Source organism: Porphyromonas bobii, assembly GCF_943169685.1.
GTDB classification, from domain to species: Bacteria; Bacteroidota; Bacteroidia; order Bacteroidales; family Porphyromonadaceae; genus Porphyromonas; species Porphyromonas pasteri.
The window spans coordinates 598,106-612,374 of record NZ_CALPBU010000001.1 but is presented as its reverse complement, the minus strand read 5'-3'; the positions used below and the strand labels follow the sequence as shown (position 1 = coordinate 612,374).

Sequence of the window (14,269 nt, the reverse complement as noted above, 5' to 3'; positions counted from 1 at the left end):
AGTGTCGCTTAGAAGGAACGAGGTCAATCTGTGCCTCAGTATAGAGGAGGGAGCCCCCGTCACTTAGACAAAGATAACGGAAACGGCTCGGATTACCTATGCCTATCCGCTCTTCTTTCCTAAGAAAAGGTATACAAAAAGCCACATTTCAGGGGCTAACTCATAATTAATGACTACTTCCTTGTGCAGGGGGTTGCATAGGGTACTCCTGCTACAGCCTTGATGGGGAGCACAACAAGAGTGGAATGTCAGAAGTCCTATGATGGTCGTATGGAGTAGCTTGTTATCTGTTTGTAAATTAGATTATTGTGGGTGCCAAGGTGCGGTCCTATAATGGCTATTCATTGGGATCCGTATAAGGAGGGATAAATGAACCAGTACCGCTCACATCAGAAAGCACTTCGCTTTATTGCGAGTATTCCTCTTATCCAGCGGAGGGTAAAGTGTCTTTCTCGCGAAGAAAAAGCGCCTTCCCGTAGTGCTTTTTCCGCATCTATGTACGTAGCCTTAAAGGCCGGGTACATAAATCCAAATATCCACGTACGTAGATATTAGAGCCACGTACGTAGTCCAAACTTATCTGCTACTCGTCCACAATTTTTATCCCTACGCGGAGCAATAACCTAATAGAGGTCACTTCTCAAAGCTATATAGTAATCAGTACAAAGCTATATAGTAATCGGTGCAAAGCTATATAGTAATCAGTCCAAAGCTATATAGTAATCGGTGCAAAGCTATATAGTAATCAGTCCAAAGCTATATAGGAATCGATCCAAAGCTATATAGCTTTCTTCGCCATCCTATATAGCTCTACCCACACACCCATATACCTATATGAGACTATTGTGCAAGGTCACCTCTTCATTACTCATACCTTCTTCCCTCGAAAATCGGAGTCTTTAGGCTGAGAAGTTCGAAGGAGGAAAGTGCAGGCAGTGAAGATATGGCCTTGCGCAATGGCCTTCTGATTACTAAGCGATTATCCTCTCGATAGCCCTCAAATGGGGAATGGATTGTGGAGCTATATTGAGCATCAGCTACTTATCCTTTGGTGTGTTTCCCTCGCTTTCTCTCTGGGCAGGCGCTTCAGCTGGGCGCTTTTTCTTACCTTTGCACGAAGCTTTTTAGTGAAGGAGCTGTGAATAGCCCCCTATAGAGAGCTTCATCGTTAAGTATAACCGCTAAGGAAGATAAGACAGATGGACGATTCCCTCCCGCCGAATGAGCGCTGTGTAAGCGCCTCTCGCTCCGTCGTCTTGCCCTACGGACTTCCCTGCCTCTGAGGAGGGAGCTGTATGAGGTGAGCCGACAGTATCCACTCCGTAAGCACTGGGATGCTCGGAGTGTAATAGTCCCACCATATACAGCTAAGCGATATAATGAAGAGCTACCTCACCTTCGAGCCGGGTGTACCCGAGCTGGAAGAGTTTGCCCCCCACTGCTGGGTGCACGTCGAGTGCCCCGATGAAGATGACTTCATGTTCCTGACGAAGGAGCTGGGGATACCAAGAGAATTCCTATCCGACATAGCCGATATTGATGAGCGTCCACGTGCAGAGCGCGAGGATGATTGGCTCCTAACGATTCTCCGCATACCGATGGACGGAGGCGGACCAGGTATGCCTTATCAGACCGTCCCTCTGGGGATCATCACAGGGCATCGCGCTACGGTCTCTGTTTGCTACAGACGTACACAGCTCTTACCTGACTTCATCAATCATATCCGACGAAAGAATATCGGTATTGCCAACCAGACCGAGTTCGTCACACGTATGATTTACTCGTCAGCGGTATGGTTCCTGAAGTACCTGAAGCTGATGTATCTTGAGATCAATCGTGCAGAGAAGGAGCTGGAGCTTAGCATTCGTAATGAGGACCTCCTCCGCATCATGCGTCTGCAGCGATCTCTGGTTTACTTCAGTACCTCTATACGAGGCAATGAAGCTATGCTTGGGCGTCTGCGCACGACCTCACGTGCTTCGAGCGTCGATCCAGATCTCTTCGAAGACGTGAGCATTGAGCTTCGTCAGGCTTACAATACGATCAATATCTACACCGATATCGTCACGAGTATGATGGATGCCTCGGCCAATATCATCTCCAACAATGTGAATACGATTATGAAGCGCATGACGAGTATCTCCATTGTGCTGACGGTACCGACGATGATCTCGAGCTTCTTCGGGATGAACGTCAACGTCTACCTTGGCGAATGGTACTGGGCCTTCCTTGCGATCTTCGCTGTATCGGTGACGATATCAGGCTTGGCCTTCTATCTCTTCCGTAAGATTAAGTGGTTCTAGGAGTCCACGTAGACACGTAGATACAATTCGAAATAAAGACAGCCGCCCCCTCGCATCTCATCGTGCGAGGGGGCGGCTGTCTTTGTATGAGGGAGAGTACTTGGCGGTGATTAGCTACGCCCTGCTTCCAGCTCTGAGAGGCGGTAGACCTCGTGGATAGCAGGGTTGCGGCGTAGGATCTGGCAGATAGCTTCGACCTGGCGTGTGTCTAATACCTTCACAGAGATCGTCCCCTGGAACACTCCATCGTGTGCCTTCAAGTCGATAGCTGTGATGCTGACCTTGAAGTCTTCTAAGAAGATCTGCGATATAGCGTTGAGCAGTCCCTTGGAGTCGATCCCACGGATGACGAGTGTCGTCTCGAAGAGTGGAGTGTGATGTGTGCTCCAGTGTACCGAGAGCAGGCGGTCGCCCTGCACTGTCTTGTATCGTGTCGCCTCTGGGCAGGAGCATTTATGTACGATGACTTCACTCTCGTCGCTGATGATACCGAGGGCGTCATCGCCAGGGATGGGATGGCAGCAGGGTGCTATCTTATAGTTGAGTAAGCCGTCTTGCTCGATGAGCTCATAGGGATGAGACTTATCAATTGTAGGACGCTGTACAATCGTTCCGCTAAGGGTCTGACCTTCGCGTTCCTTGCTGGAGAAGAGCGAAGAGAAGACACGCGTGACACGATTACCGCCACTCTTTGGTGTCTTCCCTTGGACGACTCGATCAAAGTCTTCGGGGAACTCGAAGGTCCCATCACCGATGTGTCGGAGGAAGGTATCAGGCTTGTCGTAGCGGTAGAGGTGGGTGAGGCGGTTGAGGAGCGAGGAGGTAAGCTGCTCTCCCTGGCTCTTGAGTCGCTCTGTGAGGAGGGCTTCACCCTGTGCGATGGCTTCGCGTTGGCGTCTACGAAGTGCTGTCTCGATCTTGACCTTCGCATAAGCGGTCGCCACGAAGTTGAGCCATCCAGGCTCGGGCTGTACCATCTTACTCGTCAAGATCTCGACTTGATCTCCATTGGAGAGGCGGTAGGAGAGAGGGAGCACCTTGTGATTGACCTTCGCCCCGATACAGGTGTCTCCGAGATCGGTGTGGACAGCATAGGCGAAGTCCAGGACAGAGGCATCAAGTGGTAGGGTGATGGGGCGCCCCTTAGGCGTGAAGACGGTGATGTCGTGGGCGTAGAGACTGAGATGTACCGTGTCGAGGAACTCCATCCCCTTCGAGTCGGGGTGATTGAGGACTTCGCGGATGGTATCCAGCCAGATCTCCAGCTCGTGGTCTTCTTCGACTACGTCTCTCTTATAGCGCCAGTGGGCAGCGAGCCCCTGCTCGGCGATCTCATCCATCCGACGACTACGGATCTGTACTTCGACCCACTGCGCATCAGGGCCCAGCACGGTTAGGTGTAGAGCTTGGTAGCCATTCCCCTTAGGTGTGGAGAGCCAGTCACGCAGGCGGTCGGGGCGATTGCGGTAGATCTCTGTAATAGCCGTGTAGATGTCCCAGCAACGATTCTTCTCTGGGTACCCATCTTGACTATCAAAGATGATACGCACGGCGAAGAGGTCATAGACTTCCTCAAAGGGAATCCCCTTAATCTGCATCTTACGCCAGATAGAGAAGCATCCCTTGACACGTGTCTTCATCTCATAGCTGAGGCCCATAGAGTCAAAGCGTGCCTTCAGTGGTGCAGCGAAGCGATGGAAGAGATCCTCACGACCAGCTTCGCTCTCCTTGACCTTGCGCTTGATCTCTGCGTAGGCCTCAGGGTGCTCGTAGCGGAAGCTGAGGTCCTCCAGTTCGGTTTTGATGGAGAAGAGCCCGAGGCGGTCGGCCAGCGGTGCGTAGAAGAAGGAGGTCTCACCTGCGATCTTAAGCTGCTTGTCGGGCTTCATCGAGCCGAGCGTGCGCATGTTGTGCAGGCGGTCGGCGATCTTGATGAGGATCACACGGGCATCATCACCGATGGTCAGTAGGAGCTTTCGGATATTCTGCGCCTGCAGGCTATCGATGTTCTGCGGTACCTGCTCGGTGGAGATCTTCGTAAGACCTTCGACGATCTGTGCGATCTTATCACCGAAGCCACGGCGGATATCCTCTACGGTGTACTCGGTATCCTCTACGACATCGTGCAGGAGGGCGCAGCAGATCGAGGTAGACCCGAGGCCGATCTCCTTGCACACGATACGAGCGACTGCGATGGGGTGGAGGATGTAGGGCTCACCACTGCGTCGGCGTACCAATCCGTGTGCATGACGAGCCAGGCGAAAGGCCTGGTCGATGATCTCAGTCTTCTGTCGGTGAGGCGATGCTATATAGTCCGCTATGAGGGCTTGATACTCTTGGTCGATGAGGGCTTCTTCCTCGGGGGAAAAGCTGAGGCTAATCTGTGCCATAGGTAGAGGTATACCAGAAGATTAGGGGATTAGAGCTGCATGATCAAGTAGACGGTGTAGGCTATGAAGCCAAGGGCAAGGATCGCACCTTCGCCTCGCTTGACTACCCGCTGACCGAAGAGGACTGCGAAGATGTAGAGCATGATACCTGCGGCTATCATGACGAGGAAGTCCAGAGGTGTGACACCACCGATGCGGATCGGGGTGATGCTGGAGCTGACACCGAGGATAAGGAAGACGTTGAAGATATTTGACCCGACGATATTTCCTACGGCTATCTCGGGCTGCTTCTTGAGGGCAGCTGCTACGGACGTAGCCAGTTCTGGGAGTGATGTGCCAGCAGCTACGATAGTCAGGCCGATGAAGCTCTCACTCATACCGAAGGTGCGTGCAATGCTTGATGCTGAGGTGACGAAGAGGTCACCGCCATAGACCAGTGCTGCGAGCCCACCGACGATGAAGACGATGAGAAGCCAGATGGGGTAAGGCTTGAGGGGCGTGTTGTCTGCGTGAGGATCGTTGGGGCTATCCTTGGCGATGGCGAAGGTATAGGTGAGGAAGATGAGGAAGAAGCCCAGCAGAGTAAGCCCTTCCCCTCGTGAGAGGATGTTCTCCGTCGCTCCCGTACCGGCAAAGATCGTATCGTAGGAGAGGAAGAAGAGCACCAAGAAGGAGAGGAGCATCAGAGGTATCTCACGTCGGATGGTACTTTGGGTGATGGTGATCGGAGCTACTACTGCTGTCACCCCACCGATAGCGAGGAGGTTGAAGATATTAGAGCCGACGACGTTCCCCATAGCGATATCAGCATTACCCTTGATTGCGGACATGAGGCTGACGATAAGCTCAGGCGTTGAGGTGCCGAAGGCTACGATCGTGAGACCCACGACCAGAGGCGAAAGCCCCATACGACGTGCTAAGGTCGAAGCTCCTTCGGTGAGGTAGTTAGCCCCGACTATAATCAGGATGATCCCAAGTAGGAAGAGTAGGATATCTACAAGCATATATACAGAGGTGATAGAGTGGTGTGGACGTGAAGATAGGGGAGTTAGTGGCAGCAGCCCGAGCAACCCGAGCAACCGCCATTATTGTCGTTCTCCTTCTTCGGGCGAAGCATGCGATAGAGTGCTCGTCCGATGAAGAAGACCACGATCGCAAGGATGATGAGTACAGCTATTTCTTGAGTCATAAGGATATTGCTTAGCCTAATAGGTGAGCGGTCTGATAGACGATGAAGCAGATGAGCCACGCTACCCCGCAAGAGTAAAGCGCCGAGAAGAGTCCCCACTTCCAATGTCCAGCCTCACGACCGATTGCGATGAGGGTCGCGATACAAGGGAAGTAAAGCAGGACAAAGAGCATGAAGGTGTAGGCGATGATGGGCGTGAAGGAGGGCGAGCCATCAGCACGGACCTCCTGCTTCATGCGCGTGGAGAGCTGAGAGAGAGCTTCGTCGCCATCCCCTCCATTACCCGTGTAGATGACACCCATTGTGCTGACGACGACCTCCTTAGCCATGAGGCCTGATACGATGCTTACGCCCATCTTCCAGTCGAAGCCCAAGGGGCGGATCACGGGTTCACTGAGGTGCCCGATACGCCCGATGATAGACTGCTCTTGGTGGTAGGTGGCGAAGCTATGCTCAAGTGAATCAATGCGAGACTGCTTGATCTCCTCGGGGAGGGTAGACTGGGTGAGTGTTTCGACCTGCTGGTCCTTCTGCTCGCGTAGCTCATTCTGACGAGGATAGTAGCTCATGAACCACACGATGATGGAGGCTGCCAAGATCACCGTACCCATCTTCTGAAGGTACTGCTTGGAGCGCATCCATACGTGGATGGCTACCGAGCGCACTGTCGGGCGACGGTAGGGAGGAAGCTCCATGACGAAGGGGATATCCTCTCCCTTGAAGACAGCGCTCTTTAGTAGTCGGGCTGATATGACAGCCATCAGTACACCGATGAGGTAGAGCGAGAAGAGTACCAAGGTAGCCTGCCAAGGGATGGGGAAGAAGGCGCCAGCTAAGAGCAGATAGACTGGTAGGCGTGCCGAGCAACTCATGAATGGGAGGACGAGCATCGTGATCAGTCTGCTCTTGCGACTCTCGATCATACGGGTACTCATCACGGCTGGTACATTACAGCCAAAGCCCATGATCAGCGGGATGAAGGACTTACCATGTAGACCCATGCGGTGCATGAGCTTGTCCATGATGAAGGCGGCGCGGGCCATGTACCCACTATCCTCAAGGAGCGAAATGAAGAGGTAGAGGATGACGATCTGCGGGAGGAAGACGATTACGCCCCCGACCCCAGCAATGATGCCATCGACGATGAGGTCACGTAGTGGGCCTTCACTCATCACCCCACCGACCCATTCGCCGAGCGCATTCACCCCAGCATCAATCAGATCCATCGGGTATTGCCCGAGGGTGAAGGTGAAGAAGAACATCAGCCCCATCAGTAGGAGGAAGAGCGGGAAGCCCCACAGACGGCTGGTGACGATGTCATCAATGCGGTCGGTGAGTGTTCGCTTGCCGGTATGCTTAGGGAAGTAGGTCTCCTTGAGTGCGCCCGAGATGAAGCCATAGCGGGCATCTGTGATCAGGGATTCAGCCTCTTCCTCTGTCTGCTCATGGAGCTTGCGCAGGGCAAAGTCTCGAGCGGATAGGAGGAAGCCCCCACGAGGGTAGCGTGAGAGGAGTTGCTTCTCGACCTCGCTGTCGCGCTCAAGGAGCTTGACGGCAGTGGAGCGTGCGACGATAGGATCAGTGATATCGGTATGCTCTCTGATCTTCTTCTCCAGCTCGCTGATGAGAGGCTCGAGGAGTGAGCCATAGGGGATGCGTAGGGGGCGGAGCTTACCTGTCTCTATGTCGACCAGCTGCTCATCACCTTCCTTCAGTCCCTTAGCCAAGCTAATAATCTCATCAAATAGAGCTTCCAGCCCCAGACCCGTGCGACAGATCGTAGGGATCATCGGGACACCGAGAAGGCGCGAGAGACGAGGGTAGTCGAAGTACTCCTTGCGCTGCATGAACTCGTCGAACATATTCAGTGCGACGACGACAGGTAGCCCGAGCTCCTTGATCTGGAGTGTGAGGTAGAGGTTGCGCTCGATATTGCAGGTGTCTACGACGTTGAGCACCAGATCTGGGCGCTCCTTACCCGTAAGATAGTTACGGATGTAGACCTCTTCGGGGCTATAAGGGGAGAGGGAGTAGGAGCCTGGTAGGTCGATGAGCTCGATACGGTAGCCTCCATAGTATATGTATCCACTCTTTGCCTCGATGGTTACACCGCTGTAGTTCCCCACGTGCTCGTGGGCACCACTGGCTTGGTTGAAGAGGGAGGTCTTCCCGCAGTTGGGGTTGCCGAGGAGGGCGATGCGTAGGGTGGGGAGCTCGCGGGTCTTGATATGTCCCAGCTCCATGCGGTGGAGGCTATGCAGCTCGGGATCTGGAAGTAACTCTTGCGGGGCATCGACGGTATCAGTCTGCTCCTCGAAAGGCTCGAGAAGACGGACCTCAATGCGCTCTGCATCGCAGTGTCGGAGCGAGACATTATAGTCCAGGATCTTGTAGTATATAGGATCTCGGAGGGGGGCATTGTGCACGGCCATGATCTCCTTGCCTTGCACGAAACCCATCTCAAGGATGCGCTTGCGGAAAGCACCAGATCCACCGACTCGCACGATGACGGCCTTCTGCCCGGTCTGTAGTTGAGCTAAGTTCATATCTACAAAGTTATGCAAAAAGCCGTACTCACCTTGAGAAGATCCTCTTGAAGAAAAACTCTTGGCTTTGCTCTCTGCTCCCCCCTCAGCTTTACTATAATTATGGGGCCTTCTTTTCGAGAGGGGAGAATTTGTCGCTACGTCTCCTGATCGTATAGTGAAAGGGAGATTGGTATGCTCTTCGATAGTGAGATGTATATAGGGTTTGCGGGGATTGTTCTATCGGTGGATGATGTGAACCAGTACTGGTCACTCGTCCGACCAGTACTGGTTGATGATAGTTACCAGTACTGGTCCGCAGTGTTACCAGTACTGCTCGCTTCGCTGACCAGTACTGGTTCTTTTTGTGACTTCTGAAAGTCACTGTATGTACGTATCTCTGATACCCTATATAATATAGGTCTGGATATCATCAGCCTGGGCCTTGGGCTGAGGTGAGTGGATTCCTGGGAGCTGCTTCTCTTAGGTGTGGTATGTGATGACGGGACCCTCCCTATACCTTATATTATATATGTAGGAACGATTGTGCTGCTTGATGTAGGATGTTAAAGATTGCACAGGTGCGCGGAGAGTGTGCTAAGTGCGAATATTGCGCTTAGTAGTTTGCAATTCGAATGTTTATTATATCTTTGCACCGAAAGCGATGAGATGAGTGGTCTAAGGCGATGCACTACCACTCTCTTTAGCCTACACCATAGGTAGTATAGACTACATTTAACTAACCTCTTTAGCGTTATGCAAGAACAGCCCCAATTTAAGTCTGGCGTGTGGGAAGTCGAACTCAACGTCCGCGACTTCGTTTCTCAGAATGTCACCCCTTATGATGGTGACTCCTCCTTCCTCTCCGGTCCTACGGAGAAGACCAAGCGCGTCTGGGAGCACTGCCTCCAGGCTCTCAAGGAAGAGCGTGAAAATCCACATGGCGTACGCTCTATCGATACCAGCACGATTTCTGGTATCACGGCCTTCGCTCCAGGCTATATTGATAAGGATAACGAAGTTATCGTCGGTCTGCAGACTGACCAGGTCCTTCGTCGTGCCATGAAGCCCTTCGGTGGGTACAAGGTCGTCGAGAAGGCAGTCCATGAGAATGGTCTCGAAGTTGACCCTCGCGTTACCGATATCTTCACCCACTACCGCAAGACCCACAATGATGGTGTCTTCGATGTATATACCGACGAGATCCGCTCCTTCCGTAGCAACAGCTTCCTCACGGGGCTGCCTGACAACTATGCTCGTGGCCGTATCATCGGTGACTACCGTCGCCTGGCTCTCTATGGGGCTGATCGTCTCATCGCTTGGAAGACGGAAGACCTCGCTGGTATCCACGGTCCTATGACCGAGCACACGATCCGTCTGCGCGAAGAAGTCGCTGAGCAGATCCGTGCTCTGAAGAAGATCGTAGAGATGGCCGCTGGCTATGGCTTCGATGTTCGTCGCCCCGCCTACACGGCAGCTGAAGCTGTACAGTGGGTTTACTTCGCTTACCTCGCTGCTATCAAGGATCAGGATGGTGCTGCTATGTCTCTCGGGAACGTATCAAGCTTCCTCGACATCTACCTCCAGTATGACCTCGACCACGGCACGCTGACCGAAGAACTCGCTCAGGAGCTGATCGACCAGTTCGTCATCAAGCTCCGTATGGTTCGCCACCTGCGTATGGACTCATACAACGAGATCTTCGCTGGTGACCCCACGTGGGTAACTGAGTCTATCGGTGGTCGCCTCTTTGACGGTCGTCACAAGGTCACGAAGACGAGCTTCCGCTTCCTCCAGACTCTCTACAACCTCGGTCCAAGCCCCGAGCCTAACCTCACGGTCCTCTGGAGCCCCTCGCTCCCCGAAGGCTTCAAGGAGTTCGCTGCTCAGGTATCTATCGATACGTCTTCTATCCAGTACGAGAATGACGACCTGATGCGCTCTACCCGTCACTCTGATGACTACGGTATCGCTTGCTGCGTATCTTATCAGGAGATCGGTAAGCAGATCCAGTTCTTCGGTGCACGTACCAACCTCGCTAAGGCTCTGCTCCTGGCTGTCAATGGTGGTCGCTGCGAAATCTCTGGTACACTCATGGTCGAAGGGATCCCCGAACTCAAGGGTGACGTCCTCGACTTCAACCAGGTCTGGGATAACTACCTCAAGGTCCTCAAGGTCATCGCTCGCGTCTACAACGACTCGATGAATATCATCCACTACATGCACGACAAGTATTACTACGAGGCTGCACAGATGGCATTCATCGATACCGATCCTAAGATCAACCTCGCTTATGGTGTCGCTGGTCTCTCGATCGCAGCAGACTCACTCTCGGCTATCCGCTATGCTAAGGTGACGCCTATCCGCAATGAACAGGGCCTGACCGAAGACTTCAAGATCGAAGGTGAGTTCCCCTGCTACGGTAATGACGACGACCGTGCCGATACGATCGCTTACGATATCACCCACATCTTCTCTGGCCTCCTCAAGGAGCTGCCCGTGTACAAGAACGCTGAGCCTACGCTCTCTGTCCTGACGATCACCTCTAACGTGATGTACGGTAAGAAGACGGGTGCTACGCCTGACGGTCGTGGTAAGGGTGTTGCCTTCGCTCCAGGTGCTAACCCCATGCACGGTCGTGACAACCACGGTGCTATCGCTTCGCTCAGCTCAGTAGCTAAGCTTGACTACACCGATGCTGCCGACGGTATTAGTAACACCTTCAGTATCATCCCTCACTCTCTCGGCTCCAGCAAGAGCGAGCAGAATGAGAATCTCATCTCGATGATGGACGGCTACTTCACCAAGGGTGCACACCACCTCAATGTGAATGTCCTGAATCGTGAGATGCTCGAGGATGCTATGGTACACCCTGAGAACTATCCTCAGCTGACGATCCGTGTCTCTGGCTATGCCGTGAACTTCGTCAAGCTCAGCCGTGAGCACCAGCTCGAGGTCATCTCGCGCTCCTTCCATAAGCGCATGCGCTAAGGCGGGGAGTTCTCCGAATACCTATTAATATAGTAGCGGGCGAAGGATCAGTGTCGACCCTTCGCCCGCTCTTTTTATAGCTCGCTATGCTACGTATCCACTCCTTTGAATCTATGGGGACCTTCGATGGTCCAGGGCTTCGCTTAGTGGTATTCCTCCAGGGATGCAACTTCCAGTGCCTCTATTGTGCCAATCCTGATACCATCCCTATTGGGAAGGGTGGGAAGCTCATTGAGGAGGCTGAGGTCCTACGACGGGCTATTAGTGAGCGCCCTTTCTTCGGGAAGCGTGGGGGGATTACCTTTAGCGGAGGAGAACCCACTGTGCAGGCGCAGGCGCTCATCCCTCTTTGTCGCCAACTCAAGGAAGAGGGGATACATATCTGCCTCGATACTCAGGGTAGCATCCGCAATGCTTATGTAGACGAGCTCCTCTCGATCGTCGATATGGTCTTGCTTGACTGCAAGCACGTCTTACCCGAAGGGCATCGTCGCCTGACGACTCAGTCCAACGCGAATACATTTGCTACGGCGGAGCTGCTCCGACAGATGGGGAAGCCCGTGCGTATGCGCTATGTGCTTGTGCCAGGCTATAGCGATCAGCCCGAGGTGCTCCATGCTCTTGGAGAGCGCTTCGGCAGCTATGAGAATATCGAGCGTCTGGAGCTTTTGCCCTACCATACCTATGGTAAGCATAAGTATGAGACGCTGGGACGGGAGTACCCATTGGAGCATGTCCACGAGCCTACCCCAGAGGAGGTGGATGCTGCTCGGGAGATCCTTGAGCAGTATTTCCCAGTAGTCTGGACTCAGTAGTAGGCAAGTAGGTATTGTCATCAGAATAGGATAGGGAGGATGAGCCAAAAGAGGTTCATCCTCCCTATTTGCTGTTTAGGTATTGGGCGAAAACGATCGCCTCAAGGGCGACCTCTTAGAGGAGCTTCATCAACCTATATTGGTCGTTGGGTGAACCTATATAGGTCGTCAGGACAACCTATATATGTCAGCGCCGTGACCAATATAGGTTCACCCAGCGACCAATATAGGTTTGTTTCATCCTCATCTGTGGGTATGGATTGTTTCCATAGTAAGTGTAGCTTCCCTCCCATAGAGTAGATGCGATGGAAGTGATCCCTTAGATGAGGGCTATAGCATAGAAAGGCGACACTATATCACTTCATATAAAACTTAGTCAGTGGAGGTGGGGGTATGAGCCGTTGTGCAGAGGTATGGGGTGGCTATTTGGCGAAATCCTCGTATCTTTGTGTACTACTTCTTGAGTATCTGTGCGTTCTTTGTCCTACTTCCCTGAGTCCTCTGGGCATGTGAGTAAGGCCACAGAAGAGGAGTAAGCGACTTGAAATTATGATCAATAGAGTACTAATACGCACCCGTGTACTTCAGGTGGCTTATGCTCACCTCCATCGTGGTGAGCTGAAGCTGACCGCTGCTGAGCAGGATCTCTTGCTCAGTCTCCATCGTACGTACGACCTTTACCTCTTCCTCCTACAGCTTATCCCTTCCTTCACGGAGTTCTACCGTGAGGTGCTTGAGATCCGTAAGAATAAGCATCTTGCGACGAAGGCAGAGCGTAGCCCCAATCTGCGCCTTCTGGAGAATCGCTTGGCTGCTAAGCTTGCGGCATCAGAGAAGCTGAATACGTGGTATGAGGGCTTCAGCCTCCGCTGGGAGGAAGATGAAGCACTCCTGCGCCACCTCCTCCGTCGCATCGAAGCTTCGGATATCTATGCAAATTATCTCAAGGCTACTGAGGTAGGCTTTGAAGAGGATCGTGCTTTCTGGGTCGATGTCTTTACACAGATCATCACGACGGATGAGATGCTCGCCGAATGGCTGGAGCAGCATTCGATCTACTGGCAGGATGACTTGAGAGAAGTCGAGAAGGCTGAGGTCGAAGATCGTCCCGCTACAGAAGATGAAGCGCTACAGGCTGCCCTCAATGAGGCTCGCGAGGCGGGTGCTTATCAGAGTGCACGCTTGGAGAATGGTCCTGTAGAAGTCGTGAAGGACTTCGTCGAGAAGACTCTGCGCAAGAGCGAAGAGGATACGGCCATCGACGATGATATCCGTCCGGCCTTCAAGGACGAGGATGATGAGCGCTTTGCTCGTCTGCTCTTCCGTCAGACTCTGCTGAAGTACGATGATCAAATGAAGATCATTGAGCCCGTGCTGAGTGCAGGATGGAGTAGTGAGCGTCTGGCTGATGTTGATGCGCTTCTGCTGAATCTTGCCGTGACGGAGTTCCTCTATTTCCCTCTTATCCCTACTCAGATCACGATCAATGAGTATGTCGAGTTGGCAAAGCACTACTCGACGAACCATAGTGCTTCCTTTGTCAATGGCGTTCTTGATGCCTTGGCACGAAAGTTGAAGGAGGAGGGGAAGATACTCAAGTAGTATAGTCCTCCATAGTAACGTACAATATTCACCCAATACTTAATACACATAACGAATGGAAATGATTCTCCTCCAGGCCGCAGGACAGAATGCTGGCGGTGGCTACTCTACTATCATCATGATGGTCGCAATCTTCGTGATCTTCTGGCTCTTCATGATCCGTCCCCAGCAGAAGCGTCAGAAGGAACTGCAGCAGAAGCGCGATGCACTCGGCATCAACGATCGTATCGTGACCTCTGGTGGCCTCTACGGGGTGATCAAGGATGTCAAGCAGACCGAGCTTGTCGTCGAGATCGCTGACGGAGTACGTGTCCGTGTCGATAAGGGCTCTGTCTTCCCTGCAGGGGATCCCGAGGCAGCTGCCAAGTAGCCTACAGCCTACGGTCTCATAAATACAAGAGGCTGCCTGCTACAAGTGTGCGGGCAGCCTCTCTTCATATCCGCCGTGTGATCG

9 protein-coding genes are annotated in these 14,269 nt (G+C 52.8%); 5 read left to right on the top strand and 4 right to left on the bottom strand.

From position 1 onward, the window contains the following. The first annotated feature begins 1,379 nt into the window (after window positions 1-1,379). Window positions 1,380-2,303: a magnesium transporter CorA family protein gene (locus tag KO088_RS02420; RefSeq protein ID WP_215493272.1), complete on the top strand. Its 924-nt coding sequence runs from the start codon at window positions 1,380-1,382 to the stop codon at window positions 2,301-2,303. Window positions 2,304-2,413: 110 nt separating this feature from the next. Here the strand turns inward: KO088_RS02420 and KO088_RS02415 are convergent, their stop codons facing one another. From KO088_RS02415 to feoB, 4 genes are read right to left on the bottom strand one after another with little or no spacing between them, the layout of a single operon-like run. Then, on the bottom strand, window positions 2,414-4,693 hold the full coding sequence (locus KO088_RS02415) for a RelA/SpoT family protein (protein WP_215493270.1): 2,280 nt from the start codon (window positions 4,691-4,693) through the stop codon (window positions 2,414-2,416). A gap of 29 nt (window positions 4,694-4,722) precedes the next feature. After that, complete coding sequence (locus tag KO088_RS02410) at window positions 4,723-5,697, bottom strand: calcium/sodium antiporter (protein ID WP_215493268.1); 975 nt, start codon at window positions 5,695-5,697, stop codon at window positions 4,723-4,725. A gap of 44 nt (window positions 5,698-5,741) precedes the next feature. After that, entirely contained in the window at window positions 5,742-5,882 is a 141-nt protein-coding gene (locus tag KO088_RS02405; RefSeq protein WP_215493266.1) for a FeoB-associated Cys-rich membrane protein, read from the bottom strand. 11 nt (window positions 5,883-5,893) lie between these two features. Then, window positions 5,894-8,428 (bottom strand): ferrous iron transport protein B, encoded by a 2,535-nt coding sequence (feoB, locus tag KO088_RS02400; RefSeq protein ID WP_215493264.1) that lies wholly within the window; start codon window positions 8,426-8,428, stop codon window positions 5,894-5,896. A gap of 735 nt (window positions 8,429-9,163) precedes the next feature. Between feoB and pflB the strand changes: the two genes are divergently transcribed. The 4 genes from pflB (at window position 9,164) to yajC (ending at window position 14,185) form a co-directional block, all read left to right on the top strand. After that, window positions 9,164-11,398, top strand: a complete 2,235-nt coding sequence (pflB, locus tag KO088_RS02395; protein WP_215493261.1) for a formate C-acetyltransferase — start codon at window positions 9,164-9,166, stop codon at window positions 11,396-11,398. 86 nt (window positions 11,399-11,484) lie between these two features. Further along, window positions 11,485-12,213: a pyruvate formate-lyase-activating protein gene (pflA, locus tag KO088_RS02390; protein ID WP_215493259.1), complete on the top strand. Its 729-nt coding sequence runs from the start codon at window positions 11,485-11,487 to the stop codon at window positions 12,211-12,213. A gap of 549 nt (window positions 12,214-12,762) precedes the next feature. Next, window positions 12,763-13,815 carry a transcription antitermination factor NusB gene (gene nusB, locus KO088_RS02385; protein ID WP_215493257.1) on the top strand — a complete coding sequence of 351 codons (1,053 nt, stop codon included), beginning with the start codon at window positions 12,763-12,765 and terminating at the stop codon, window positions 13,813-13,815. Window positions 13,816-13,870: 55 nt separating this feature from the next. Continuing rightward, a complete protein-coding gene (gene yajC, locus KO088_RS02380; RefSeq protein ID WP_215493255.1) occupies window positions 13,871-14,185 on the top strand; it encodes a preprotein translocase subunit YajC in 315 nt (104 codons plus the stop codon). Window positions 14,186-14,269: the final 84 nt, after the last annotated feature.

Coding starts and splice junctions, on each gene's coding strand:
- pflA (WP_215493259.1), top strand. CDS start 11,485: ATGCTACGTATCCACTCCTTTGAATCTATGGGGACCTTCGATGGTCCA.
- KO088_RS02420 (WP_215493272.1), top strand. CDS start 1,380: ATGAAGAGCTACCTCACCTTCGAGCCGGGTGTACCCGAGCTGGAAGAG.
- feoB (WP_215493264.1), bottom strand. CDS start 8,428: ATGAACTTAGCTCAACTACAGACCGGGCAGAAGGCCGTCATCGTGCGA.
- KO088_RS02415 (WP_215493270.1), bottom strand. CDS start 4,693: ATGGCACAGATTAGCCTCAGCTTTTCCCCCGAGGAAGAAGCCCTCATC.
- KO088_RS02405 (WP_215493266.1), bottom strand. CDS start 5,882: ATGACTCAAGAAATAGCTGTACTCATCATCCTTGCGATCGTGGTCTTC.
- KO088_RS02410 (WP_215493268.1), bottom strand. CDS start 5,697: ATGCTTGTAGATATCCTACTCTTCCTACTTGGGATCATCCTGATTATA.
- yajC (WP_215493255.1), top strand. CDS start 13,871: ATGGAAATGATTCTCCTCCAGGCCGCAGGACAGAATGCTGGCGGTGGC.
- nusB (WP_215493257.1), top strand. CDS start 12,763: ATGATCAATAGAGTACTAATACGCACCCGTGTACTTCAGGTGGCTTAT.
- pflB (WP_215493261.1), top strand. CDS start 9,164: ATGCAAGAACAGCCCCAATTTAAGTCTGGCGTGTGGGAAGTCGAACTC.